Origin of the sequence: Streptomyces sp. NPDC002896 (assembly GCF_040295225.1) — a bacterium.
Lineage (GTDB): Bacteria > Actinomycetota > Actinomycetes > Streptomycetales > Streptomycetaceae > Streptomyces.
Map to the genome: position 1 here is coordinate 233,925 of NZ_JBEOVA010000012.1, position 25,188 is coordinate 259,112.

Annotated in this window: 23 protein-coding genes; 11 read left to right on the forward strand and 12 right to left on the reverse strand. The window is 71.5% G+C overall.

The genetic code is table 11. From position 1 onward, the window contains the following. Nucleotides 1–3: 3 nt before the first annotated feature. Genes ABT009_RS24370 through ABT009_RS24380 form a run of 3 tightly spaced genes read left to right on the forward strand, consistent with a single transcriptional unit; the run spans nt 4 to nt 2,863 of the window. The gene (locus ABT009_RS24370; protein WP_351298612.1) at nt 4–759 is read left to right on the forward strand and encodes an amino acid ABC transporter permease; all 756 of its coding nucleotides are present in this window, start codon (nt 4–6) and stop codon (nt 757–759) included. Beyond that, nucleotides 756–1,568 carry an amino acid ABC transporter ATP-binding protein gene (locus tag ABT009_RS24375; RefSeq protein WP_351298615.1) on the forward strand — a complete coding sequence of 271 codons (813 nt, stop codon included), beginning with the start codon at nt 756–758 and terminating at the stop codon, nt 1,566–1,568. Before ABT009_RS24370 ends, ABT009_RS24375 begins: the two co-directional genes overlap by 4 nt. Then, on the forward strand, nt 1,565–2,863 hold the full coding sequence (locus ABT009_RS24380; RefSeq protein ID WP_351298618.1) for an NAD(P)/FAD-dependent oxidoreductase: 1,299 nt from the start codon (nt 1,565–1,567) through the stop codon (nt 2,861–2,863). The genes ABT009_RS24375 and ABT009_RS24380 overlap by 4 nt, the downstream gene beginning before the upstream one ends. On the opposite strand, the gene ABT009_RS24385 is transcribed toward ABT009_RS24380, so the two are convergent. Then, on the reverse strand, nt 2,805–4,178 hold the full coding sequence (locus tag ABT009_RS24385) for an MFS transporter (protein ID WP_351298621.1): 1,374 nt from the start codon (nt 4,176–4,178) through the stop codon (nt 2,805–2,807). The genes ABT009_RS24380 and ABT009_RS24385 overlap by 59 nt on opposite strands. A 90-nt stretch (nt 4,179–4,268) precedes the next feature. Next, the gene (locus ABT009_RS24390; protein ID WP_351298624.1) at nt 4,269–5,183 is read right to left on the reverse strand and encodes a MerR family transcriptional regulator; all 915 of its coding nucleotides are present in this window, start codon (nt 5,181–5,183) and stop codon (nt 4,269–4,271) included. 128 nt (nt 5,184–5,311) lie between these two features. On the opposite strand from ABT009_RS24390, the gene ABT009_RS24395 reads away from it, so the two are divergent. Then, nucleotides 5,312–6,862: an alpha/beta hydrolase gene (locus ABT009_RS24395; RefSeq protein ID WP_351298627.1), complete on the forward strand. Its 1,551-nt coding sequence runs from the start codon at nt 5,312–5,314 to the stop codon at nt 6,860–6,862. A 192-nt stretch (nt 6,863–7,054) separates the two neighbouring features. Next, nucleotides 7,055–7,360, forward strand: coding sequence for a hypothetical protein (locus tag ABT009_RS24400; protein ID WP_351298628.1), 306 nt, complete (start codon nt 7,055–7,057; stop codon nt 7,358–7,360). A gap of 224 nt (nt 7,361–7,584) precedes the next feature. Here ABT009_RS24400 and glnA read toward each other — a convergent pair whose 3' ends face one another. Beyond that, nucleotides 7,585–8,994 carry a type I glutamate--ammonia ligase gene (glnA, locus tag ABT009_RS24405; protein ID WP_351298631.1) on the reverse strand — a complete coding sequence of 470 codons (1,410 nt, stop codon included), beginning with the start codon at nt 8,992–8,994 and terminating at the stop codon, nt 7,585–7,587. 211 nt (nt 8,995–9,205) lie between these two features. Here glnA and ABT009_RS24410 point away from each other — a divergent pair, with 211 nt between their 5' ends. Further along, nucleotides 9,206–9,673, forward strand: a complete 468-nt coding sequence (locus ABT009_RS24410) for an RDD family protein (protein ID WP_351298634.1) — start codon at nt 9,206–9,208, stop codon at nt 9,671–9,673. 103 nt (nt 9,674–9,776) lie between these two features. On the opposite strand, the gene ABT009_RS24415 is transcribed toward ABT009_RS24410, so the two are convergent. From ABT009_RS24415 to lipB, 4 genes are all read right to left on the reverse strand, one after another. After that, nucleotides 9,777–10,478, reverse strand: coding sequence for a DUF4191 domain-containing protein (locus ABT009_RS24415; RefSeq protein ID WP_351298637.1), 702 nt, complete (start codon nt 10,476–10,478; stop codon nt 9,777–9,779). A gap of 30 nt (nt 10,479–10,508) precedes the next feature. After that, the gene (locus tag ABT009_RS24420; RefSeq protein WP_351298639.1) at nt 10,509–10,712 is read right to left on the reverse strand and encodes an SCO2195 family GlnR-regulated protein; all 204 of its coding nucleotides are present in this window, start codon (nt 10,710–10,712) and stop codon (nt 10,509–10,511) included. 339 nt (nt 10,713–11,051) lie between these two features. Next, complete coding sequence (lipA, locus tag ABT009_RS24425; protein WP_351298642.1) at nt 11,052–12,017, reverse strand: lipoyl synthase; 966 nt, start codon at nt 12,015–12,017, stop codon at nt 11,052–11,054. 133 nt (nt 12,018–12,150) lie between these two features. Continuing rightward, a complete protein-coding gene (gene lipB, locus ABT009_RS24430; protein WP_351298645.1) occupies nt 12,151–12,948 on the reverse strand; it encodes a lipoyl(octanoyl) transferase LipB in 798 nt (265 codons plus the stop codon). Nucleotides 12,949–13,266: 318 nt separating this feature from the next. On the opposite strand from lipB, the gene ABT009_RS24435 reads away from it, so the two are divergent. Beyond that, nucleotides 13,267–14,736, forward strand: a complete 1,470-nt coding sequence (locus ABT009_RS24435) for an NsdA family TPR-like regulatory protein (RefSeq protein WP_351298648.1) — start codon at nt 13,267–13,269, stop codon at nt 14,734–14,736. Nucleotides 14,737–14,784: 48 nt separating this feature from the next. Here ABT009_RS24435 and ABT009_RS24440 read toward each other — a convergent pair whose 3' ends face one another. Together ABT009_RS24440 and ABT009_RS24445 are read right to left on the reverse strand one after the other, a co-directional pair. Further along, the gene (locus ABT009_RS24440) at nt 14,785–16,155 is read right to left on the reverse strand and encodes an NAD(P)/FAD-dependent oxidoreductase (RefSeq protein WP_351298651.1); all 1,371 of its coding nucleotides are present in this window, start codon (nt 16,153–16,155) and stop codon (nt 14,785–14,787) included. A gap of 182 nt (nt 16,156–16,337) precedes the next feature. Beyond that, nucleotides 16,338–17,237: a TIGR01777 family oxidoreductase gene (locus ABT009_RS24445; RefSeq protein WP_351298654.1), complete on the reverse strand. Its 900-nt coding sequence runs from the start codon at nt 17,235–17,237 to the stop codon at nt 16,338–16,340. A gap of 61 nt (nt 17,238–17,298) precedes the next feature. Here ABT009_RS24445 and ABT009_RS24450 point away from each other — a divergent pair, with 61 nt between their 5' ends. The 4 genes from ABT009_RS24450 (at nt 17,299) to ABT009_RS24465 (ending at nt 20,258) form a co-directional block, all read left to right on the forward strand. After that, nucleotides 17,299–17,787, forward strand: coding sequence for a GNAT family N-acetyltransferase (locus tag ABT009_RS24450; protein ID WP_351298657.1), 489 nt, complete (start codon nt 17,299–17,301; stop codon nt 17,785–17,787). A 109-nt stretch (nt 17,788–17,896) separates the two neighbouring features. After that, complete coding sequence (locus ABT009_RS24455) at nt 17,897–19,072, forward strand: PP2C family protein-serine/threonine phosphatase (protein ID WP_351298660.1); 1,176 nt, start codon at nt 17,897–17,899, stop codon at nt 19,070–19,072. A gap of 83 nt (nt 19,073–19,155) precedes the next feature. Then, on the forward strand, nt 19,156–19,929 hold the full coding sequence (locus ABT009_RS24460; RefSeq protein WP_351298663.1) for a peptidoglycan recognition protein family protein: 774 nt from the start codon (nt 19,156–19,158) through the stop codon (nt 19,927–19,929). A 98-nt stretch (nt 19,930–20,027) separates the two neighbouring features. Next, nucleotides 20,028–20,258, forward strand: a complete 231-nt coding sequence (locus ABT009_RS24465) for a hypothetical protein (protein ID WP_351298666.1) — start codon at nt 20,028–20,030, stop codon at nt 20,256–20,258. 38 nt (nt 20,259–20,296) lie between these two features. On the opposite strand, the gene ABT009_RS24470 is transcribed toward ABT009_RS24465, so the two are convergent. The 3 genes from ABT009_RS24470 to aceE all read right to left on the reverse strand — a co-directional run bounded on the left by ABT009_RS24470 (nt 20,297) and on the right by aceE (nt 24,815). Continuing rightward, nucleotides 20,297–20,815 carry a DUF4240 domain-containing protein gene (locus ABT009_RS24470; RefSeq protein ID WP_351298779.1) on the reverse strand — a complete coding sequence of 173 codons (519 nt, stop codon included), beginning with the start codon at nt 20,813–20,815 and terminating at the stop codon, nt 20,297–20,299. 66 nt (nt 20,816–20,881) lie between these two features. After that, nucleotides 20,882–22,033: a helix-turn-helix transcriptional regulator gene (locus ABT009_RS24475; protein ID WP_351298669.1), complete on the reverse strand. Its 1,152-nt coding sequence runs from the start codon at nt 22,031–22,033 to the stop codon at nt 20,882–20,884. 85 nt (nt 22,034–22,118) lie between these two features. Continuing rightward, nucleotides 22,119–24,815 carry a pyruvate dehydrogenase (acetyl-transferring), homodimeric type gene (aceE, locus tag ABT009_RS24480; protein ID WP_351298672.1) on the reverse strand — a complete coding sequence of 899 codons (2,697 nt, stop codon included), beginning with the start codon at nt 24,813–24,815 and terminating at the stop codon, nt 22,119–22,121. Between the last annotated feature and the right edge of the window lie 373 nt (nt 24,816–25,188).

Below are 25,188 nucleotides of genomic sequence, written 5' to 3' on the forward strand. Positions count from 1 at the left end.
GGAATGTCCGGTCTCTTCCAAGTCCCCTGGTCCGACTACCAGTCCGACCTGCTCGACGCCCTCGGCCGCACCGTCGCGTACACGGTCGTGAGCTTCGCCGGGGCGGTGGTCCTCGGCCTCGTCGTGGCGCTGCTGCGGCTGAGCAGGACCTGGCCGGCGCGCGCCATCGCCGCCGCCTACACCGAGGTGTTCAAGAACGTCCCGCTCCTCGCCATCATCTTCCTCACCTACTTCGGCCTGGCCTCGGTCGGCGTCCGGCTGGACGTCTTCACGGCCGGCTGCCTCAGCCTCGTCGTCTTCTACGCCGCGTACCTGTCGGAGATCTTCCGCTCCGCGATCAGCGGCGTGCACGCCGGGCAGACCGAGGCGGGCGAGGCCCTCGGGATCGGCAGGACGGGCATCTTCGGCCACATCGTCCTACCGCAGGCCCTCCGGCTGGCGCTCCCCGGCACCAACACCATGTTGGTCGACCTGCTGAAATCCACCTCGCTGCTCGTCACCGTCTCGGCGGCCGAGCTGATGTCCGAGGGCCGGCTGATCACCTCGGCCACCTTCCGCGCCCTCGAGGTGTATCTCGTCATCTCCGCCGTCTACTTCGCCCTCTGCTATCCCCTCTCGCAGCTCCTGCTGCTCCTCGAACGGAAGGTACGGGCGGGCGTCCCCCTGTCCCCGTGGCGGCGGCGCCGCCTGCGGGCGGCCCGCGCCCTGCTCGCCGCGGAGCCCACGGCGGGTGCCATCGTGAAGGAGGCGTCGGCATGACCGAGCCGGTCACCGCACCGAAGACCATCACGCCGGCGCCCCCGGAGGCCGTCGTACGGATCACCGGGCTGAGCAAGTCCTTCGACGGCCGGCTGGTCCTCGACGACGTACATCTGGATGTGCCCCGCGGCCGCATCGTCAGCATCATCGGGCAGAGCGGCGGCGGGAAGTCGACCCTGATGCGCTGCGTCAACCTGCTGGAACGCCCCGACCGGGGCACGGTCGAGATCGCCGGCGAGGTGGTCCACAGCGGCCGCCGCACGGTCTGCCGCGACCTGCCCCGGCTGCGCCGCACCGTCGGCATGGTCTTCCAGCGGTTCAACCTGTTCCCGCACCTCACGGCCGTGGAGAACGTCGTACTGGCGCAGCGCAAGGCGGGCGTCCCCGAACAGGAGGCGCTGGAGCGGGCCGTGACGCTGCTGCGCCGCGTCGGCGTCGCCCACCGGGCCCTCGCCCAGCCCGACCAGCTCTCCGGCGGCGAACAGCAACGCGTCGCCATCGCCCGGGCCCTCGCCCTCAAGCCGGAGGTGCTCCTCTTCGACGAGCCCACGTCGTCCCTGGACCCGGAGGCCACCCGGGAGGTGCTGAGCGTGATGCGCGAACTCGCCGCGGACGGCATGACGATGCTGCTCGTCACCCATGAACTGCCGTTCGCCCGCGAGGTGTCCGACCACGTCGTCTTCGTCGACGGCGGCCGGATCGTGGAGGAGGGCGGCCCGGACGAGGTCCTCGGCACCCCGAGTCAGGCCCGGACACAGGAGTTCCTGGCCTCGTACGGATCGACCGGCGTCCCCGGGTCCACGTCATGACGGCCGAGGTGGGTACGGCGGGAGCGATACGCGACGCACCCGTCGTGGTCGTCGGAGGCGGCGTCGTCGGCCTGTGCACGGCGTACTACCTGTCCGCGGCCGGCGTACCGGTGGAGGTAGTCGAACGGCGTGGCGTGGGTTCCGGTGTGTCCCGGGGCAACGCGGGATGGGTGTGCCTGAGCCACTCCACCCCCGTACCGGCCCCGGGCGTCCTGCGCTACGCCCTGCGGTCGCTGGGCCGCCCGGACTCACCGCTCTATCTCCGACCGCTGCCAGACCCGGCCTTCGTACGCTGGTTGTGGCGTTTCTGGCGCAGCAGCACACCCTCGGCGTTCCGGCGGGGCTACGCGGCCATCGCGGAACTGAACCGCACCACCTTCGACCTCTTCGACGGACTGCGCGAGGCCGGGGTCGACACGACGCTGAGCCGCCCGGGCATGGTGCACGCGTTCCTGTCGCCGGCCGAGGCACGTCACCACCTCGCGGTCCAGCGCGAGATGGCGGACGGCCGCTACGAACTCCCGGACGACGTCACCACGGGCGCCGAGGCCCACCTGTTGGACGCGGCACTGTCGCCGGCGGTACGGGCGGCCTATCTCGTCCGCGGCGAGGGGGTGGTCGACCCGGAGGCGTTCGCGCGTGCGCTGGGCGATGCGCTCACGGCCTCCGGAGTGAAGATCCACGAGAACGCGGAGGCCACCGGGATCCGTTCGCTCGGGGGACGGGTCACCGCCGTGCGCACGGCGCAGGGCGAGATCCCCTGCGCGGCCGTCGTCATCGCGGCCGGAATGCGCTCCCCGGCCCTCCTGCACTCCCTGGGGCACCGCCTGCCCCTCCAGGCGGGCAAGGGCTACAGCTTCTCCGTGGACCTCGACCCGGTACCGGAGCACACCCTGTACTTCGGCGAGCGCAGGGCCGTCGCCTCACCGATCGGCGGCACCACCCGGATCGCCGGAACGATGGAACTGAGCGGCAACAACAACCGCCTCGACTGGCGCCGCATCGTCGCCGTCGCCCGCGCGAGCCGCCACTACCTGCGCCGCTGGTTCGACGACCCCGACGACCTGGTCACCCTGATCCGCGACCCCTGGGTCGGCGGCCGCCCCTTCCTCCCGGACGGCCTCCCCCTGATCGACCGCGTCCCGGGCCACACCAACGCCTACGCGGCCACGGGCCACGGCATGCTCGGCGTCACGCTGGGCCCGGTGACCGGGCACCAGCTCGCGCAGTACGTGGTCACCGGGCGCCGCCCCGAGTCCCTGGAACGGTTCCGGTTCGACCGGTTGCGGAGCTGAGGGGTGAGCTCCCGGATGCCTCCGACTCCCCTTCCACCTCATCTGCAACGGGCGCCTTGCGGATGACAAGGGAGAGCAGCGCCGCCACCGCGCACAGTACGCCGATGGCCACCCACACCATGTCGTAGGTGCCGACCAGGTCGCGCGTGACACCGGCCGCGAACGCGACGAGGGCAGCACCCACCTGATGGGCGGCGTTGACCCAGCCGAAGACGATGGCGCTGTCCTCGTCGTAGAACTCGCGGCACAGCGCGACGATCGGAGGCACCGTCGCCAGGTCGAGGAGCCCGAACAGCACGACGAACCCCACCATCGAGGCCTGCACGGTCGGGGCCATCATCACCGGCAGGAACAGCAACAGCAGACCGCGTAGGGCGAAGTAGGCGGCGAGGAGGCGCCGTGCGTCGTAGCGGTCGGTGAGCCAGCCCGAGGCGACGGTGCCGCCGACGTTGAAGACGCCGATGACGGCGAGCAGCGAGGCTGCGACGGTCGTCGGCATGCCGTGGTCGTGCGCGGCGGGCGTGAAGTGCGTCCACATGATGCCGTTGGTCGAGGCGCCGCAGATCGCGAACGCCCCGGCCATCAGCCAGAACGGTACGGTCCCGGCGGAGTCGCGCAGCACACACAGCGCCCGTCGTGCCGCACCCGGCACCGGCGGGGGCTTGGGCGTGAACTCTTCGGCGCCGTAGGCCTTCAGGCTCACGTCCGCCGGGTGGTCGCGCAGCAGCAGCCATACGAGCGGGCTCACCACCAGGGCACCCAGGGCCAGGGATACGTTGGCGGGGCGCCACGCGTACGTGTCGACCACCCACGCCAGCAACGGCAGGAAGACCATCTGACCCAGGACGCTGGCCGAGGCGAGGACGCCGGTGACCAGGCCGCGCCGCCGTACGAACCAGCGGTTGGTGACCGTTGCCGCGAAGGCCATCGCCATGGAGCCCGTGCCGAGGCCGACGAGCAGGCCCCAGAAGAGGGTGAGTTGCCAGGCGGCGTTCATGACAGTGGTGAGCAGCGCGCCGGCCGAGATGACCAGGAGCGCACAGGCCACTACTCGGCGGATGCCGAACCGGTCCATCAGGGCCGCGGCGAAGGGCGCGGTCACCCCGTACAGGACCATGTTCACCGAGGAGGCGAAGCCGATCGAGCCGCGCGACCAGTGGAACTCGTCGTGCAGTGGATCGAGCAGCAGTCCTGGCATCGTGGAGAACGCGCCTGCGACGACGATGGTCAGTCCGGCCACGGCGGCGACCCACCAGGCGCGGTGGATGCCGCGCGGGTCGCGGGCGGTGGGGGAGTGCTCGGAACTCAGCGTCATTCGGCAATCCAGTGGGGGTAGGCGCGCGCGTGGCCGGACCGGCTCAGGCGCCTTACCGCCCAGGCGCGTGTCAAACCGCCGTGACCAGAGCTAGTTGTGTTGTTCGGTGTCCAGGGCGGCGCGGAGCCAGTCGTGGGCGGCGCCGAGGGTGGGGGCGTGCGGAGTGGCGAGTTCGGCGGCGAGTTGCCAGTAGCGGTCCATCACGGGGTGGGCGGACCGGTCGAGTCGGAGGCTCAGCCGGCGGCGGAAGGCGGGGGTGTCCTGGGCGCCGTGGGCGCCGGCGTAGGCGGATACGAAACAGTCGAGTGCCTCACCGTCGTGCGGCGCCCGCCCGGTACGCAGGGCCGGCGCGACCAGCTCGTACGCCTCGCCGAGGCCGCCGTAGAGCACGGCCGGGCGGTACTCCGGATCGCGCTCCGGGGGTGGGGGCCGCCAGTCGTGGCCCGGGGGGCAGGGCATCGTGGCGAGGGCGTGCAGCCGGGCGAAGGCCAGTACCTGGGCCGGGGTGGGATCCGCGGGCGGCTGCGGCACGGCGGCGTCGAGGATCCACGAGACCATCCGGGCCGGAAGCCGTACGGGCAGCACGCGCCGCCAGAAGCGGGCCAGTGCGGCCGTGTCCGGCGGGGCGGCGACCGCGCCGATCAGCCGCAGCCGGTCGGCGCGCTCCTCGGCGGTGCAGTCCCGCAGCAGGTGCAGCGCGGCCTCCCGCCAGCGCAGGGCGGCCAGTCGGGAGCCGAGCTCCTTCAACTGCCCGGCGATGACGTCCTCCAGCGCGTCCTCCCGGTCGAGCACCCGGTCGATGTCGCCGACCGCCAGGTCGAGGGTCCGCAGCGAGCGGATCAGGCGGAGCCGGTCGATCGCCTCGGAGCCGTACCGGCGGTGGCCCCCGGCACTGCGGGCGGCCTCGGGCAGCAGGCCGCGATCGGAGTAGAAGCGGACGGTCTTCACGGTGACGCCCGCGCGCTCGGCGAGCTCCCCGATGCTCAACATGCCGTCGTCGGCCACGACTTGAACCTCCCTCAGGGGGAGTTCCTACCGTACCGGCGGGCGCGGACGGCCGATCGGACCGCCTGCGCCGACCGAGACGGGCGATCAGGCCATCCGCGGGGACCGGGATGGCCGAGGAGGCGATCATGGCGGCGTTCGTACTGGTGTCGGGCTGCTTCACCGGCGGCTGGATCTGGCAGGAGGTGGCCGACCGGCTGCGGAAGTCGGGTGCCGAGGTGCACCCGGTGACCCTCACCGGCATGGGGGACCGCCGCGACGAGGCGGTCCCCGGCACGGACCTGGAGACGCACATCGAGGACGTGGTGCGGCTGATCGACGGCGTGGACGCGCCGGAGGTGGTGATCGTCGGCCACGACTACGGCATCCACCCGGTGCTGGGCGCCGCCGACCGCCGCCCGGAGCGGATCACGCGGATCGTGTACCTGGACGCGGGCATGCCGCAGGACGGCGACGCGGCCCTGAAGCTGGTGCCGGACCAGGAGGTCCGGCGGAGGCTGCTCGGCCGGTCCGTGCAGGCCGGGTCCGTGCAGGCCGGAGATGACTGGCAAATCCCCGCGCCCGCCTCCGACGAGTGGCAGCGCTGGGGCAGTACCGCCGGACTCCCGGACGAGGCACTGGCCCGGCTGACCCGCCTCGCCGCCCCACAGCCGGCGGGCACGCTCACCCGACCGCTCAGGCTCTCGGGCGCGGTCGCCGCACTGCCCACCACCGGCGTCCTCTGCACCGGGAGCGGCCTGAACATCGCCCTGATCGAGGACCTGGTCGCGGGCGGCCTGCCGCAGTTCCAGGCCCTCGCCGACCCCGAGGTGGGCTTCTTCGAACTCGCCACCGGGCACTGGCCGATGCTCTCCTGCCCCGACGAGCTGACCGAGGTGCTGATCAGGGCCGCGGCGGGAGAGGGGCACCGGATCACCGCGACCGGCAAGGTGCCCGCGTACCTCCGGCCCTTCGTGCTGGACGTACCGGAGCGACCCCGCGAGCGGGTCGGACGGATCGATCTCTACGTCCCCGACGAGCCCCCCGAGGGCGCCGAGGATGCTGAGGCCGAGGGGCCCCGTCCGGCGGTGGTGTTCGTCCACGGTGGCCCGGTCCCCGCCGACCTCCAACCCACACCGCGGGACTGGCCGGCCTTCATCGGCTACGGCCGGTACGCCGCGAGCCTGGGCGTGTTCGGCGTGACCCTGGACCACCGCCTGCACGATTTCGACGACTACGGTCGCGCCGCCGAGGACATCGCCGAAGCCGTCGAAGTGCTCCGGGCCGATCCGCGCATCGACCAGGAGCGCATCGCGCTGTGGTACTTCTCCGGTGGCGGGCTGCTGCTCGCGGACCAGCTCGCCGAGCCCCCGTCATGGCTGCGGTGCGCGGCGGTGACCTATCCCGTCCTCGCGCCGCTGCCCGCCTGGGGAGCCGTGGATCCCCGCTTCCGCCCGGCCGCCGCGGTGAGCGCCGCGGGACGGCTGCCGATCGTGCTGACCAGGGTCGGCCTGGAGAACGCCGAGATCGCCGCCACGGTCGAGGAGTTCCTGGCCGCCGCCAAGGCGTGCGGGGCCGACGTCGAGGTGATCGACGTGCCGGACGGACACCACGGTTTCGACACGATCGACCACAGCGAGCAGTCCCGCCACGCCGTCGAACGCGCGATGCGGACCGTCCTGGCCCACCTGCACGACTGACCCGACCCGAGCGGCCTCCCGATGGGCCGCCCGGTCGCACCACCCCGCCCTGCCGGACCACGCCGGGGTGCGGCTGCCCCCTATTGGCGAAGTCCGGTTGACGATGGCCGCAAGCTCGCGGCTGACCATGAGCAGGGACGGCAGAGACTGCCGGTGGGTGTCCACGCCTCCTCGCCTGGCTGGACCCGCGCCATGCCCAAGCAGCGGATCTACGGCGAAAACCTACGGCCCCTGTGCGAGGTGTTGGCGCACTTCGCCGAGCACGACTTCGGGGACTCCGAATGGGAGGTCGTCGAGGCGGCCCTGCCGGGAACGGACATCGAGCGTGATGCGTGGTACAGCCACCGGCTGACCGGCCGACGCACGTTCACCGTGCAGATCGCGGCAGTGCCGGATTCGAGAGACGTCTTCGTCGAGACCTACGGGGTGTGCGGTGGCCGCGGAAAGTTCCTCTTCGCAGGGGTGCTGCACGTGCTCCGCAAGTATCGCGTGAGCTGATCTGGGTGGAGTGCTCTTCCTGCCGTTGGAAGAGAAAGCGAAGGCCGCAGCGGAGGATCTGACCCTGTTCCGATCGCGCGGTTCGCCGCAGCGTGGCGTCGGCGGCGGCCCTGGTGCCATTCACAGAAACGGCCGTCGGCCGCGCCTTCCGAGAGCGGAAGAACACGGCCGACGGCCCACAGACGGCCCAGGAGAGCGGAAACCCGCTCTGACCTGCGGCGATCTTAGATGTCGAAGTACAGCTCGAACTCGTGCGGGTGCGGACGCAGCTGGATCGGGGCGATCTCGTTGGCGCGCTTGTAGTCGATCCAGGTCTCGATCAGGTCGGAGGTGAAGACACCGCCGGCCTGCAGGTACTCGTTGTCCTCCTCGAGCGCGTCGAGGACGGCGGGCAGCGAGGTCGGGACCTGCGGGACGCCTGCGTGCTCCTCGGGAGCGAGCTCGTAGAGGTCCTTGTCGATCGGCTCGGCCGGCTCGATCTTGTTCTTGACGCCGTCGAGGCCCGCGAGGAGCAGCGCCGAGAACGCCAGGTACGGGTTCGAGGACGGGTCCGGGGCGCGGAACTCGACGCGCTTGGCCTTCGGGTTCGAGCCCGTGATCGGGATACGCATGGCCGCGGAGCGGTTGCGCTGCGAGTAGACCAGGTTGACCGGGGCCTCGAAGCCGGGGACCAGGCGGTGGTACGAGTTCACCGTCGGGTTGGTGAAGGCCAGCAGCGACGGGGCGTGCTTCAGGATGCCGCCGATGTAGTAGCGGGCGGTGTCCGAGAGGCCCGCGTAGCCCTGCTCGTCGTAGAACAGCGGGTCGCCGCCGTTCCACAGGGACTGGTGGACGTGCATGCCCGAGCCGTTGTCACCGAAGATCGGCTTCGGCATGAACGTCGCGGTCTTGCCGTTGCGCCAGGCGACGTTCTTCACGATGTACTTGAAGAGCATCAGGTCGTCGGCAGCGGCCAGCAGCGTGTTGAACTTGTAGTTGATCTCGGCCTGGCCGGCGGTGCCCACCTCGTGGTGCTGGCGCTCGACCTGCAGACCGGCCTTGTTGAGCTCGAGGGAGATCTCGGCACGCAGGTCGGCGAAGTGGTCGACCGGCGGGGCCGGGAAGTAACCGCCCTTGTAGCGGACCTTGTAACCACGGTTGTCCTCGAGCGCGCCGGTGTTCCAGGCGCCGGCCTCGGAGTCGATGTGGTAGAAGGCCTGGTTCGACTCGGTCGCGAAGCGCACGGAGTCGAAGACGTAGAACTCGGCCTCCGGACCGAAGTACGCGGTGTCCGCGATACCGGTCGACGCGAGGTAGGCCTCGGCCTTCTTCGCCACGTTGCGCGGGTCGCGGCTGTACTGCTCGCCCGTGATCGGGTCGTGGATGAAGAAGTTGATGTTGAGGTGCTTGTCCTTGCGGAACGGGTCCAGGCGAGCCGTGGACAGGTCCGCGCGCAGCGCCATGTCCGACTCGTGGATGGCCTGGAAACCACGGATCGACGAGCCGTCGAACGCAAGCTCCTCGGTCGGGTCGAACGCCTCCACCGGGACCGTGAAGTGCTGCATCACGCCCGGCAGGTCGCAGAACCGGACGTCGATGAACTTGACGTCCTCGTCTGCGATGAACTTCTTGGCCTCGTCGGCGTTCTGGAACATCCAGCTCCTCCTATCCCGGCCCGGACAGGACGCGGGTGTTGTAGCTCGTTCGTGAGCCAGTGCGGTGGCACACGCTGCACCCGACCATAGGGAGGCCGAGTTTCTCTGGCGTGACCCATTTGTTTCGTCGAAGTTAACCGCCCCCGTCGTCTCCTCCCTCTCTACCACCCCGGCCCCCGGAGCGCATATAGGGGCGCAGTACCGTGGACGGGTGAACAACAGGCAAGCAATCGGATCGTGGCTCTCGGGACCGCGCCAGGCGGCCGAGGACATGGGCGTCGACTTCGGTTACCGGGGTGAGCAGCTCGGTCTGCCGAAGGAGGGGCCGGGTTCCGTGGCGCCGCTCGGCCGGCGCGTCGGGGCGATCGTCGTCGACTGGGGGCTGTGCGTGCTGATTGCATCCAGTCTGATCACGGGCAGCTATGACCAGGCCACCAGCTCCTGGGCCCTGCTGATCCTCTTCGTACTCAACGTGCTCACCCTCGGCACCCTCGGCTTCACCCCGGGCAAGCGCTTCTTCCGGCTGCGCGTCGTAGGCGTGGACGGCGGCCGGCTCGGGATCGGCCGGGTCCTGGCTCGCAGCGTCCTGCTGTGCCTGGCGATCCCCGCCCTGATCTGGGACCGCGACAGCCGCGGCCTGCACGACCGCCTGGCCCGCGCCGTCCAGGTCCGGATCTGAGGCTCACGGCGACGACACGGCGCCCGGTCCTACTACGACGATGGGGCGCCCGGAACCACTCGGTTCCGGGCGCCCCATCGTCGTAGTAGGACCGGCGACAGTGTCAGCGCATCTTCGGGCCGCCGCGCGGCATCCGCATGCCCTTGGGCATGGGGCCCTTCGGCAGCGGCATGTTGCTCATCAGGTCGCCCATCGCGCGCAGCCGGTCGTTGGTCGTGGTGACCTGCGGGCCGGTGAGGACGCGGGGGAACTTCAGCAGGGTCGTGCGGAGCTTCTTGAGCGGGACCTCGCCCTCGCCGTCGCCCACGATCACATCGTGCACCGGCACGTCCGCGACGATGCGGGCCATCTTCTTCTTCTCGGCTGCCAGGAGGCCCTTCACACGGTTCGGGTTGCCCTCGGCGACCAGGACGATGCCGGCTTTGCCGACGGCCCGGTGCACGACGTCCTGGCTGCGGTTCATGGCCACCGCCGGGGTCGTCGTCCAGCCGCGGCCGACGTTGTCCAGCACCGCGGCGGCCGCGCCCGGCTGGCCCTCCATCTGCCCGAAGGCGGCACGCTCGGCCCGGCGTCCGAAGACGATCGCCGTCGCAAGGAAGGCGAGCAGGAAGCCCAGGATGCCGAGATAGATGGGATGACCGATCAGAAAGCCGATCGCGAGGAAGACACCGAAGGTGACGATTCCCACAGTCGCGAGAACAAGACCGATCTTCTTGTCGGCCTTGCGGGTCATCTTGTAGGTCAGGGCGATCTGCTTGAGCCGCCCGGGGTTTGCAGCGTCCGCTGCAGTTTCCTTCCTCGCCATGTCCTGAAGTCTACGTGGCCCGGGAAGTGCCTACGACGTGCGGGTTGCCACGGCCTCCTCGAGAACCCGCTGCGCCTCGACCCGGTCCTTGGCGCGGCGCCGGTCCTCGAGCACCGAGGTCCAGGCGTTGCGGCGTGCGGTGCGCTGTCCGCCGCTCATGAGCAGCGACTCGACGGCGCGCAGTGCGTTGGTGAACGACGGAATGGCGGTGGCGCGTACGGGCGCGGCCTGCATGGTGTGGATCCCCCTCGATAGCGGCGTGGAAGCGGGTGCTGAGGGCCCGGGTGTACGGGCGACGGTTGTGCGGTGCACGTTGCGTAGACCCAGCGTCACTGATTGGTGTTACCAGGGCGTGACCGAGCGGTCAAACGCGAATGAAACCCCGATGCGGTGGGGTGAAACGCCGACGCGGCCCCGGCTGTGCCCCTCATCTGCGGGGACTGCCGGGACCGCGTCGAATCGGCCACTACCGGTCGGTAGCCTCTTGTGCTCAGATTCACACAGTCGCCTGACCCAGTGTCGGGCGCCCGTGCCTGCCGTCTGTGCCGGACGGCTTGCGTCAGGCGGTCTGCGTCAGACGGCCTGCGACGCCACGTACGCGCCGCGCTTCTCGATGGCCATCTGGTACAGCCGGCCGGCGCGGTACGAGGAGCGCACCAGCGGGCCGGACATCACGCCGGAGAAGCCGATCTCCTCGGCCTCCTCCTTCAGCTCCACGAACTCCTGCGGCTTGACCCAGCGCTCCACGGGGTGGTGGCGCACGCTCGGGCGCAGGTACTGCGTGATCGTGATGAGCTCGCAGCCCGCGTCGTGCAGCTGCTGCAGCGCATCGCTGATCTCCGCGCGCTCCTCGCCCATGCCGAGGATCAGATTCGACTTGGTGACCAGGCCGGCCTCGCGGGCCTCGGTGATCACCTTCAGGGAGCGCTCGTAACGGAAACCGGGACGGATGCGCTTGAAGATCCGCGGAACGGTCTCGACGTTGTGCGCCAGCACCTCGGGACGGGACGAGAAGACCTCGGCCAGCTGCTCCGGGACCGCGTTGAAGTCGGGGATGAGCAGCTCGACCTTGGTGCGGCCCGCCTCGCGTTCGGCGGTCATGGCGTGAATCTGCCGCACCGTCTCCGCGTACAGCCAGGCGCCGCCGTCCTCCAGGTCGTCGCGCGCGACGCCGGTGATCGTGGCGTAGTTCAGGTCCATCGTGACGACGGACTCGCCGACGCGGCGGGGCTCGTCACGGTCGAGCGCCTGGGGCTTGCCGGTGTCGATCTGGCAGAAGTCGCAGCGCCGCGTGCACTGGTCGCCACCGATGAGGAAGGTCGCCTCGCGGTCTTCCCAGCACTCGTAGATGTTCGGGCAGCCCGCCTCCTGGCAGACCGTGTGCAGGCCCTCGCTCTTCACGAGTTTCTGCAGGGCGTTGTACTCGGGGCCCATCTTCGCCCGGGTCTTGATCCACTCGGGCTTGCGCTCGATGGGGGTCTGGCTGTTGCGGACCTCCAGGCGCAGCATCTTGCGTCCGTCGGGTGTGACTGCGGACACGTCGGGCGCCCCTCTCTCCGTTGCGCGGCTTTCGATTCGTCGGCGCACACCAGCGTACGCCCGTGCTGTGCACGCCCTTGCCTCCGGGCAACCTCCGAGAACGGGGGTGCATTCCCGGGAGCGGGCGTGCCGGCTATGCCGGGGTCCGCTCGATCTCGCGCGGCTTCAGCTCCGCGTTCTGCAGGATGTCGCGCAGATGCTTTTCGGCCACCGGCAGGACGTCCGCGATGGTGATGTCCTGGCCCAGCTCGTTCGCCAGCGAGGCCACGCCCGCGTCGCGGATGCCGCAGGGCACGATGCGGTCGAACCAGGTGTTGTCCGGGTTCACGTTCAGCGCGAAGCCGTGCATGGTCACGCCCTTCGCGACGCGGATGCCGATGGCGGCGACCTTGCGGTCCTCGCGGCGCTGGCCGGCGTTGGACGGGGCGTACTCCGGGCCGTTCAGCCGAGGGTCGAACTCCTCGTCCTGCAGCCGCGGGTCGAAGTCGAGCGAGAGGCCGCCGAGCGACGGGCGCTGCTCCACGGGATCGCCGAGCACCCATACTCCGCTGCGGCCCTCTACCCGAGTGGTCTCCAGGCCGAAGTCCGCGCACGTACGGATCAGGGCCTCCTCGAGGCGGCGCACGTGGGCGACGACGTCGACGGGCCGGGGCAGCTTCACGATCGGGTAGCCCACCAGCTGGCCCGGGCCGTGCCAGGTGATCTTGCCGCCGCGGTCCACGTCGATGACCGGGGTGCCGTCGAGGGGGCGCTCGCTGTCCGCCGTGCGCCGACCGGCCGTGTAGACGGGCGGATGCTCAAGCAGCAGGCAGGTGTCGGGGATCTCGTCCGTGAAACGGGCGGCGTGCACACGGCGCTGCTCGTCCCAGGCGTCCTGGTAGTCGACGGCGTCCGCACCGAATCCCATGCGGACGAACCGCAGTTCATTCACGGCAAGTGCCTCCTAAAACCTTCACCATGCACATAAGCCCCTCCGTCACTGTACGGGCATGCCGGGCACGGGGTCCCGGTCGGTCCTCCGCCGGTCCTCGTACGCCCCCGGCACGCGTCCTCGACCGCCCCTCCGGCCGCTCGCCGTCAGGTCCTCCAGGAAATCCTCACACGATCGGATGAATGCAGGTCGTGGCCGGGAGGAGGGGCCCTGGCGACCGCTAAATTCGCGCCAGTTCCCTCTGCGAGTCATGAGGGTTCCTTGTGTGAAGTCATGAGGGATGTACCGCGGCCCGGAAGGCAGGAGACCGCACAGCAGATGACGGAACGACCTCCGCAGCGCACCGCCAACCGCCAGCTCGCCGCGCTCATAGCAGAGGCAGGATTCTCCAACGCCGGCCTGGCTCGCCGCGTCGACCAGCTCGGTCTCGAGCACGGGCTCGACCTCCGGTACGACAAGACATCGGTGACCCGCTGGCTGCGCGGCCAGCAGCCCCGGGGCACCACGCCCGCGCTGATCGCCGAGGTCTTCACCCGGCGCCTCGGACGGCGGCTGACCGCCCAGGACCTCGGGCTCGACGCGTGTGCGCCGGTCTACGCGGGCCTGGAGTTCGCGGCGACTCCGGAAGAGGCCGTCGACATCGTCAGCGGGCTGTGGCGCAAGGACTCGGGCAGCCACGCGGAGCTCCGCAAGATCGCCTTCACCCCGGCGGGGCTCGTCGTGCCCAGCCGGGACTGGCTGATCGGCCGCGCCGACGACCGCGTGGGCCGCGGCGACCAGCTCCCGGCCGTCGGACGCGTGCCTGCGCAGGGACGGCCCGCGGGACCCCGGCCCGTGCCTTCCGCCGTCGGCCGGGGGAGCGCGGGAGCCGAGCGCGCGTCCGGGCAGAAGGTGAGCAGCGGCGACATCGCGGCGCTGCGCTCTGTCGGCGAGCTGTTCCGCACGCTCGACCACGCCTACGGCGGCGGGCACGCACGGCAGGCACTCGTCCGGTATCTGGAGCACGAGGTCGAGCCGATGCTGCGCGGGACGTACGGCGAGCAGACGGGCCGCCGTCTCTTCGCCGCCGCGGCCGACCTGACCTGCCTCGCCGGCTGGACGTCGTTCGACATCGCGGCGCACGGCCTGGCCCAGCGGTACTTCGTGCAGGCGCTGCGGCTGTCCCAGGCCGCGGGGGACCGGGCGTACGGCTCGTATGTATTGGTCACCATGAGCCGCCAGGCGGTGTATCTCGGCCACGGGCGCGAGGCCGTACAGCTGGCCAGGGTCGCCCAGCAGGGCGTCGGCACGTCCGCCCCGCCCGTCGTACAGGCGCTCCTGCACGCCGTCGAGGCGCGCGGGCACGCCGTGCTCGGGGAGGTACGGGCGTGCACGGCGTCGCTCGCGCGGGCCGAGCGCGCGCTCGACGCGGCGCGCCCCGGGGACGACGTGCCGCAGTGGGCGCGCAGCTTCGACGAGGCGCAGCTCGCGGACGAGTTCGGGCACTGTCACCGCGACCTCCAGCAGTACCGGGCCGCGGTGCAGCACGCCGAGCGCTCGCTGCAGCTGCACCCGCACGGGTTCGCACGCAGCCGTCTGCTCTGCCGCGTGGTCCTGGCCTCCGCCCGGCTCGGCCTCGGCGAACTCGACCAGGCCTGCAGGCTGGGCGCGGAGGCCGCGGGCCAGGCCGCGGAGATGCGGTCGGTACGGGCCGTCGAGTACGTGCGCGACTTCGAGCGGCGCCTCGAGCCGTACCGGGACGCGGCGCCCGTGCGGGGATATCGGGACAAGGTGGCGGCGCTGGGGTAGGCGCGGGCGCCGGGCGGGTTTCGGTGGCCTGTTTCGGGTGCGCTTCGATCAGGCGGCCGTGGACACGGGGTCCGCGGCGTCCGACAGGTCCACACCGAGGTCGCCGGCCAGGACGTGTGCGGCGCGGCGGCCCGAGTGGAGCGCTCCCTGCACCGTGCTCGTGTCCCGGTGATCGCCGCACACGTACAGGCCCGCCAGGAGCCGCACCGGGCGGTGCAGATCGTGCGGGGCCGGCATCGCGGGCACGGCCTCCGGATCGTGGTGGACGGCCAGCGTCTCCCAGCCGGAGGTCGACGTTCCGTACAGGTCGGCCAAGTGCGCGCGCACCAGGGCGTCCAGGCCTGGCGGGGGCGGGCCGAGGACGGTCGACGAGACGAGCGTGCGGCCGGCAGGGGCGCGCGACGGGTCGACCTGGCTGACCACCGCCGTGTACGCGACGGGGCCGCGGCGGTCGGCGTCGAGCAGCAGCTCCGGCTCGGCGAGCGGCGGTTCCGAGGTGGCGTGGTGCACCACCGTCACCGGGTGGAAGGACGGCACGCGCAGCCCCGGCAGCAGCTCGGCTGCGGCGCGGGCGCCGGTCGCCAACAGCACGGAACGGCATGCGAGTTCGCCGTGGTCCGCCGTCCTCACGGAGGTGGTGGACACCTCTGTGACGCGTACACCGGTGCGTACCGTGCCCGGTGGCAGCGCGGCCGCCAGTAGCTCCGGCAGGGCGTCGGCGCCGCCCTCCGGCAGGCACAGGCGGCCGCGGGCGAAGGCGTGCAGCGCCAGGTCCGCGCACCGGCTCGACGTCGTCAGGCCGGGGTCGCTCAGCAGGGCCGAGAGCAGCGGGCGCAGAAAGCCGTCGACGGTGCGGGACGGCAGGCCACGCGTGGCGAGGGCCTGGGCGGCGGGGAGTTCAGGGCGGGTCAGTAACCGCTCCGCCGGGGTGGCGGCGAGGCGCCCCAGGGCCGCGGAGAGCCGGGCCTGGTCGAGGGCGCCGCCGAGTGGGGTTGCCGGGCGTGCGGTGCGGGGAGCGCGAGGGGCGTTTGCGAGCGCACGTGCTGCTATGAGTGCGCTCCTTGCGCCACTCCGTGCGCCGGCCCTTGCGCCCTTTGTGCTGCGGCTCGTCGCCGGCTGTCCGGCGCGGTGATGGCGGCCGTCGCTGTGCACCAGGACCCCGGGTGAGAAGGGGCGGAGCACGAGCGCGTCGAGTCCCGGAGTGCGGGCCAGTTCGGGACACGAGGTGAACAGCAACTGGCCGATCCGGTCGAGTCGGAAGCCGTCGACCTTCTCGGTCGACATTCGGCCGCCCGCGTAAGGGGCGGCCTCCAGGACGACGGTGGTTACACCGGCCCTGGTCAGGTGGTGCGCGGCCGCGAGTCCCGCGACTCCGGCTCCCACGATGACGACGTCCGCAGTCTTCACCGGCTCTAGCACGTGCCCCTCCCCGAGTTGCGCGGCTGGTGGAGACGTCATGCCCCCAACAGCCGTTCGGAATGCAGGAGTTCGCAAGGCGCCCGTGGCACGTCCCGGGGGTCGGCGGGCGTCGCATCGCGCATGCCACGGTGTCGGGTGCAGGGCACGGTGGCGGTGCCCCTCAGACCAGTGGCGCCCCGACGTCAGGTGAGCGCAGAGCGCACCGCGTCCTCGACCCCCGGGAACGCGAAGGCGAACCCGGACTCCAGGAGCCGGGTCGGCAGGACCCGTTGGCTCGTGAGGATCTCGCGGGACATCTCCCCGAGAGCGGCCCGCAGCACCGGCGCAGGTACGGGGAACACGGCCGGCCGGCGCAGAACGCGCGCCATCGCCTCGGTCACCTCACGGTTGGTGACCGGATGCGGCGCCGTCAGATTGACCGGCCCGGACAGTTCCCCGGTGTCCAGCAGATGCCGCAGCGCGGCCACCTCGTCGTGCAGCGCGATGAAACTCCAGTACTGCCGTCCGTCGCCAAGCCGCCCGCCCAGCCCCGCCCTGAAGAGCGGGAACAGCCGGCCCCACGCGCCTCCTTCGCGCGCCACCACCAGGCCGCTGCGCGCGAACACGGTGCGGATGCCCGCCTCTTCGGCGGCCGCCGCGGCCTCCTCCCACTGCACGACCATCGAGGGCAGGAAACCGTCCCCCGGAGGCGCGCTCTCGTCCACCGCACGGTCGCCCGTGTCGCCGTAGAAGCCGATCGCGCTGCCGGACAGGAACACCCGCGGCGGCTCGTCCAGGGAGGCGACCGCGTCGGCGAGCGCCGCCGTGCCGAGGACCCGGCTGTCGCGGATCTCCTGCTTGTACGCCGCCGTCCACCGGTGGTCGCCGATCCCGGCTCCCGCCAGGTTCACCAGGGCGTCGCAGCCCGCAAGGCCCGCCGTGTCCACGTACTGCCGCTTCGGATCCCACTCGACCTCGTCCGGCGCCCGAGGAGGGCGCCGGACGAGCCGTACCACCTCGTGGCCGTCCGCGGTGAGCGAGCGCACCAGCGCCGTACCGATGAGGCCGCTCGAGCCGGCCACGGCAATCCGAGATCGCTGCATGGCCCCATCCTGCCGCCCGATGCCGCGGAGCGGACGGCACCCCCGCCGTACAGTGACCCCCATGCCCGTTCCGTACATACGATTCGCGCTGCCTGACGACGACGAGGCGCTCGGGCGTCTCGACCGTGCGACCTGGTCGACGCTGCATGCGGTCAGGCCCAGGGAACAGCCTCCGTACGAACCCTTCTTCAGCGAACGCTTCGGGCCCCGCGACCATCTCGTCGCCGAGACCGGCGGCCGGATCGTGGGCTACGTCCGGATGGGCTTCGCGATTCCGCTGCCGTCGAACGTGCATGTGCGGCAGATACAGGGGCTCGCCGTCGCCGACGAGGCGCGCGGCCAGGGCGTGGGCCGGGCGCTGATCCGGGCGGCCGTGGACGAGGCCCGCCGCCAAGGCGCCCGCCGCATCACCCTGCGCGTCCTCGGCCACAACACCCCCGCCCGCAAGCTCTACGAGTCGGAGGGCTTCGTGGTCGAGGGGGTGCAGCCGGGCGAGTTCTATCTCGACGGCGAGTACGTGGACGACGTGCTGATGGGGCGGGGCCTCTAGGTCATGGGCCGACCGGAACGGTACGGTCCGGCGTGCGGTCGTGCCCCCGGCGTAGGAGCGTGAAGGAAGCGGCCGGGAAAGCGAGGGGGCGGCCGGAAGGAGTGCGGTGATGAGCGGGGCCGCGTCTCGGCGCCAGGACTACGAGGAGCGCGCCTGGCTGCGCGGGGCGCCGCCGCCCCGCTGGCTCCGCCTACTGCCCCTCGTACTTCTCGTCGCGCTCACCGCCGCCGGTCTCGCCACCTCGCGCAAGTTCGACGTCGGCTTTCTGCTCGCCGCGATCCCGCCGCTGGCCGCGCTCTCGTACGGGCCCGCGGTCACGGCCCTGCTCGGCGGCATCGTCCTCGTCCTGCTTGACGCTCCGCCCATCGACCTCGGTCGACCGGGCGAGATCGACCTGGCGACGGTCGCCTTCATCGCCCTCCTCAGCGTGGTCATCGCCTGGGTGCGCGGCCGCCGCGACGCCCAGCTGATCACGGTGAGCGCGGTCGCCGAGGCGGTCCAGTTCGCCGTGCTGCCGCCGCTGCCCGAGCGCGTGGGGCCCGTGCGCTGCGCGGGCCTGTACCGGGCGGCGCAGCGGGGGACGCTGGTCGGCGGAGACCTCTTCGAGGTGCGTGACGGCCCCTACGGCGTACGGGCGCTGGTGGGCGATGTGCAGGGGCACGGCCTCGCCGCCGTCGGCACCGTCGCGGCCCTGCTCGGCGCCTTCCGCGAGGCCGCGCTCGACCAGCCGCAGCTGGCGGGGGTCGCGAGCCGGCTCGACCGCAGGCTCGTCGTGGACTCTGCCGGGGTGGGGAACACGGAGTTGTTCGCGACGGCCGTGCTGCTGGAGTTCTCGGATGACGCCCGGGCCGTGCGCATCCTCTCCTGCGGCCATCCCCGCCCGCTGCTGCTGCGCGGCCGTACGGCGACCGAGCTGCGGGTGCCGGCCGGACTGCCACTGGGCCTCGGCATCGCAGCCGACCCGCCCGAGGAGCTCACCGTCCCGCTGGAACCGGGCGACCGGCTGTTCGTCGTCACCGACGGGGTCACCGAGTCACGCGACGGATCCGGTGCCTTCTATCCGCTCGCCGACCGGCTGCCCGTACTCAACGAGGACGATCTGGCCATGACGACCGACGTGGTGTGGAAGGACCTGGTCCGGTTCGCCGGGAGCGTCGAGGACGATGCGACGATGCTTGTCTTCGCGCCGGAGCCGGAGCCGGAGCCGGAGCCGGAGCCGGAGCCGGAGCCGGGCCCACGTATGACGGGAGATCCGGGCGATCCGGGTGGTCGAGGCGGTCGCTGAGGCCGGGTCACGTCGGTCACGTGATCGGCCGTGTGGAGTACGCCGCATGTCGCCGGCGGTCCGTGCGGCGGACAGTGTTGGACATGCGTGTTCCTCGCATCGTGCTGTGGTGTGTGCCCGGTGCCGCTGCCTTCGCGCTCCTGGTGGTCTTCGCGATGAGCATCGGCGGGCCCTCCGTATCGCCCGTGCGAACGCAGACGGCACGGCCCCAGACGGCCAAGGGCGCGGTGTGGACCGCCCCGAAACCGCACATCGTGCCCAGGGCGGGCTGGCTGGGCCAGGGCGGCCAGGAGGCGTACAACCGCCCGCCGCCCCGCCTCACCGACCGCGTCGTGGCGGTCTTCGTGCACCACACCGACACACCGAACGACTACGACTGCGCCGACGCGCCGCGCACCGTACGCGACCTGTACACCGGCCAGGCCGGTGCCCGGCACTGGGACGACATCGGCTACAACTTCCTCGTCGACCGCTGCGGCACCATCTACGAGGGCCGCGCGGGCGGCACCGACCGGGCCGTCGTCGGGGCGCACACCCAGGGGTTCAACGAGCGGACGGTGGGGGTCGCCGCGATCGGTACGTTCACCGCAGGTACGGACGTACCGAAGGTCATGACTGATGCCATTGCGGCCATCGCTGCCTGGAAACTCGGGCTTTCCGGCATCGATCCGCGGGGCACGGTGGAGCTGGTGTCCAGCAACAGTCTGAGCAAGTTCCCTGCGGGGGCGCGCGCCCGTTTCCATGCCGTGTCCGGGCATACCGACGGCAACCTGACCGAGTGTCCTGGGGAGGCGCTGATGGCGCAGCTTCCGTCGATTCGCGATGCGGCGGCTCGTATGGAGGGGCGCGGCCCGTAGCCCCACAACGGTGCACGCACAGGCACGGCGTATCGGGCGCACAGGTTTCTCCGAGGCCCGCGGCCTAGCGTCAACGCAACGAACCGGAGGTGGGGATCATGGACACGTACAAGAAGGCCGGCAGCCCCCAGGCGCAGAGGTCCTGGGCGAGCGCGATGCTTCGCAACCCGTGGACGGTGCTCTGCGTCGCCGCGGCCGTCGTCGTGGGGCCGACCGCCGCAACCGCCTCCGCCCTCGACCGGGCCAACGCGGCTCCGCCGCACCACTTCGCCGAGCCGCGCACGACGGGTGCGCCGGACGCAGCGGGCTGGGGCCGGGTCGCGGCGTAGGCGGGAGCCAGGCGCAGGCACGAGTCCGACGACCGGGCCTACGACCCGAACCGCTCCCACAGCTTCGGGTACCGCTCCGCCAGCGCCGCCTTGTTCTCGAAGTCGACCGGCGTGCCCTCGGGCTCCGGCGGCGCCGGTGGGATGCCCAGGTCGGGGGCGACGGTTCCGGTGAGCTCCTCGTACGCCTCGTCCGCCGCGTAGCCGAGCTCCTCGCCGTCCCCGTCGATCTCCTCGTCGAACTCCTCGAGGAGTCCGGCGAGCGAGTCGGGGTCGTGCATCGCGCCTTCGAAGATCTCGCGGCCCTGGCCGATCAGCCAGCAGCGGAAGTAGTCGAAGGCGTCGTCGCTCGCCCCGTCGAGCAGCACCCAGGCGGCGCCCCACAGATCCCAGCGGTACGCGCGGTTGTAGCGGGACTCGAAGTGCCGGGCGAAGTCCAGTACGGATTCCGGGTCGGACTGCAGCAGCCTTTCGACGAGCAACTCGGCGTGGTCCTCGGGGTCGCCCTCGGCGGCCTCGCGGGTGCTGTCCACGATCTCCCAGAACTCCGTCTCGTCCATCACGCCACCAGCATCGGCCCTGGGGATGGGCGATGCACGCGGAGTGGGACGGATGCGACTGTTCCGTTATGTGCGCATTGACCGCCGTGGTCCGTCCGCGACGGGGTAGAGCGCCGCCATACGGGCGGCGGCCTCGGCGAACCGCTCCCGCAGCGACACCGGCTCCAGCACCTCCACCTCCGGCCCCAGGCCGAGGAGTTGGGTGTACGCGACCTCGTCGGACTCGACGGGCAGGGTGATGGTCACCCTGCCCTGCTCGTCCGGCTCACCCGCTGCTTCCAGGGCCTCTCGTGCGGCCGCCGGATCGGTGGCGTACGGGAGCTGCCGTACGCCTGAGGCGGACAGCCGCACGACCACCTGTGTGCGCAGGATCGACCGTGCGAACTGGGCTGCGCGCTCCTCCCAGAAGCGGGGGAGATCGAAGGACTCGTCGCGGTCGAAGCGCCCCTCGGCGGAGGTCACCGCGCTGAACCGGTCGATGCGGTAGACCCGGAACGCACCGGCGGGCGACGGCACCGCGCCGGAGCCGCGATCGCGATCATGGCCGGAGCCGGAGCCGGAGCCGGAGCCGGAGCCGGAGCCGGAGCCGGAGCCGGAGCCGGAGCCGGAGCCGGGATCATGGCCGGACGCGGAGCCGGGATCATGGGCGGAAGCGGCCGCGCGGGCGCACAGATACCAGACACCCGCCTTCAGGACGAGCCCGTACGGCTCCAACTCCCGCTCCACCTCGGCGTCCTGGCGCCGGTAGCGGGCGGTGATCCGGCGGTCGTCCCACACCGCCTCGGCGATCCCGGGCAGCAGCTCGGGCGTCGTCGGCTCCTGGAACCACCCCGGCGCGTCCAGATGGAACCGCTGGGCCGCCGTCCGCGAGGCGTCCCGCAAGGACGGCAGCAGCGCCGCGGACACCTTCAGCCGGGCCGCCGACGCCGCGTCCTCCAGGCCCATCTCGCGCAGGGCTCCCGGTACTCCGGAGAGGAACAGGGCCTCCGCCTCGCCGCGGGCGAGGCCCGTCAGCCGGGTGCGGTAGCCGCCGACGAGCCGGTATCCGCCGGCACGGCCCCGGTCCGCGTAGACCGGGACGCCCGCCTCCGAGAGCGCCTGCGCGTCCCGTGTGACGGTCCGCTCGGACACCTCCAGCTCGCGCGCCAGCTCGGCGGCCGTCATGGTGGGGCGGGACTGGAGCAGCAGCACCATCTTGATGAGGCGGGCGGCACGCATGGCCCCCATCATGCCCGCACAGCAGTGGGCAGCCGCCTCGCGCACGGCGAGACAGCTGCCCACAGATTGTCAGCGGCGGAACTGCTTACAGCCCGTAACGCTCCCGCGCTTCCTTCACCGCCGAGGCCTGCACCTCGCCCCGGCGGGCCAGCTGGGCCAGGGCCGCCGCGACGATCGACTGGGCGTCGACGCCGAAGTGGCGGCGGGCGGCGTCGCGGGTGTCGGAAAGGCCGAAGCCGTCCGCGCCCAGCGAGGAGTAGTCCTGCTCGACCCACTGCGCGATCTGGTCCGGGACCTGGCGCATGTAGTCGCTGACCGCGAGGACCGGGCTCTCGACGCCCGCCAGCGCCTGGCGGACGTACGGGATGCGCTCCTCGCCCTGCAGCAGCGCCTCGTCGGCCTCCAGCGCGTCGCGCCGCAGCTCGCTCCAGGAGGTCGCGGACCACACGTCGGCGGCCACGCCCCACTCCTCCGCGAGCAGCTTCTGCGCCTCGAGCGCCCAGTGGATCGCGGTGCCCGAGCCCAGCAGCTGGATGCGGGGGGCGTTCGCGGGCACGGTGAGCCCGGCGGACTCGGCGGTGTTGAACCGGTACAGGCCGCGCACGATGCCCTCGTCGACGCCCGCGGGCTTCGCGGGCTGCGGCATCGGCTCGTTGTAGACGGTCAGGTAGTAGAAGACGTCCTGGTCCTCGCCCGGCTTTGCCTCGCCGTACATCCGGCGCAGACCCTCCTTGACGATCGCGCCGATCTCGTACGCGAACGCCGGGTCGTACGTCAGTGCCGCAGGGTTGGTCGCTGCGATCACCGGCGAGTGGCCGTCGGCGTGCTGCAGGCCCTCACCCGTGAGCGTCGTACGGCCGGCCGTGGCGCCGACGAGGAAGCCCTTGCCGAGCTGGTCGCCGAGCTGCCACATCTGGTCGGCGGTCCGCTGCCAGCCGAACATCGAGTAGAAGATGTAGAAGGGGATCATCGTCTCGCCGTGCGTCGCGTACGCAGTGGCGGCGGCGATGAAGTCCGCCATGGAACCGGCCTCGGTGATGCCCTCGTTGAGGATCTGGCCGTCCTTGGCCTCCTTGTAGTACATCAGCTGGTCGCGGTCGACCGGCTCGTACGTCTGTCCCTTCGGCGAATAGATGCCGAGGGACGGGAAGAGGCTCTCCATGCCGAAGGTGCGCGCCTCGTCGGGGACGATCGGCACCCAGCGCTTGCCCGTCTCCTTGTCGCGGATCAGGTCCTTGACCAGGCGTACGAACGCCATGGTGGTGGCGACGGACTGGCTGCCGGAGCCCTTGTCGAAGGCTGCGAAGGCCTTGTCGGCGGGGGCGGGCAGCGGCGCGACGGCGTGCAGGCGGCGGGCCGGGGCCGGGCCGCCGAGGGCCGCGCGGCGCTCCTGCAGGTAGCGGACCTCGGGGGAGTCGGCGCCAGGGTGGCCGTAAGGCACCTGGCCGCCCTCGAAGGCGCTGTCCGCGATCGGCAGGCCGAGCAGGTCCCGCATCGTCTTGAACTCGTCCACCGTCAGCTTCTTCATCTGGTGGTTGGCGTTCTTCGACGCGAAGCCCTCACCGAGGGTGAAGCCCTTGACCGTCTGGGCGAGGATGACGGTCGGGGCGCCCTTGTGCCCCAGGGCCGCCTTGTACGCCGCGTACACCTTGCGCGACTCATGACCACCGCGCGACAGGTGGAAACACTCGAGGATCTTGTCGTCGCTCAGCAGCTTCGCCAGCTCGACGAGCGCCGGGTCCTTGCCGAAGAAGTCCTGGCGGATGTAGGCGGCGTCGCGGGTCTGGTACGTCTGCACCTGGGCGTCCGGCACCTCGCGCAGACGGCGGACCAGGGCGCCGGTGGTGTCGAGCTGGAACAGCTCGTCCCAGGCGTTGCCCCACAGCGACTTGACGACGTTCCAGCCGGCGCCGCGGAACTGGGCCTCCAGCTCCTGCACGATCTTGAAGTTGGCGCGGACCGGGCCGTCGAGGCGCTGCAGGTTGCAGTTGATGACGAAGGTCAGGTTGTCCAGGCCCTCGCGGGCGGCCAGCGCGAGTGCGGCCGTCGACTCGGGCTCGTCCATCTCGCCGTCGCCGAGGAACGCCCACACGTGGGACGCGGAGACGTCCTTGATGCCGCGGTTGGTCAGGTAGCGGTTGAAGCGCGCCTGGTAGATCGCGGAGAGCGGGCCGAGGCCCATGGAGACGGTCGGGAACTCCCACAGCCACGGCAGGCGCCGGGGGTGCGGGTACGAGGGCAGGCCGTTGCCGCCGGCCTCGCGGCGGAAGTTGTCGAGCTGCTCCTCGGTCAGGCGGCCGTCGAGGAAGGCGCGGGCGTAGATGCCGGGCGACGCGTGGCCCTGGATGTAGAGCTGGTCGCCGGAGCCGTCACCCTCCTTGCCGCGGAAGAAGTGGTTGAAGCCCGTCTCGTAGAGCCAGGCCGCGGAGGCGAAGGTGGCGATGTGGCCGCCGACGCCGTATTTCGAACCGCGGGTCACCATCGCGGCCGCGTTCCAGCGGTTCCACGCGGTGATCCGGGCCTCCATCTCCTCGTCGCCGTCCACGGTGGGCTCGGCGGCGGTGGGGATGGTGTTGACGTAGTCGGTCTCGAGCAGCTTGGGCAGCGCCAGACCGGCGCCCTCAGCGCGCTCCAGGGTGCGGCGCATCAGGTACGCGGCACGGTGCGGGCCCGCTTCCCTGGCGACGGCGTCCAGGGAGGCCTGCCATTCGGCGGTCTCCTCGGGGTCGCGGTCCGGGAGCTGGTCGAGCTCGCTCGGCTGGATTGCGGTGGGGTCGGTCATTGCGCCGCCTTCCGTAGTCGAAGGGGGTTCCCTTGTCGGTAAGGGTTCGGGGGTGCCCTTGGTCTTTGGCAGGACAGGGCGGAGGGCTCTGGTGAGAGCCCGTCGATGACTGTAAGCCCCTGATCGATGATCGATCAAAGCCCGGGGAGGTATTTCTTGTCTCGATCGCGAAAGTCGGCACGGGGTGCCTTGGCGGCAGGCACCGGGTGCCTGGTTTTCGCAGGTGGCGGCCTACTTCTGAGCGGCAGGCCGCTCCGCTGTGGGCCACCGCCCGGCCCACCGGCTTGAACGGCACCCGACAGCTTCGGGTGCCCGGGGGTAGCAGGGACCCGCCGTCGCGGGGTACGCGGGTAGGCCACGCGGGGCGGGCGAC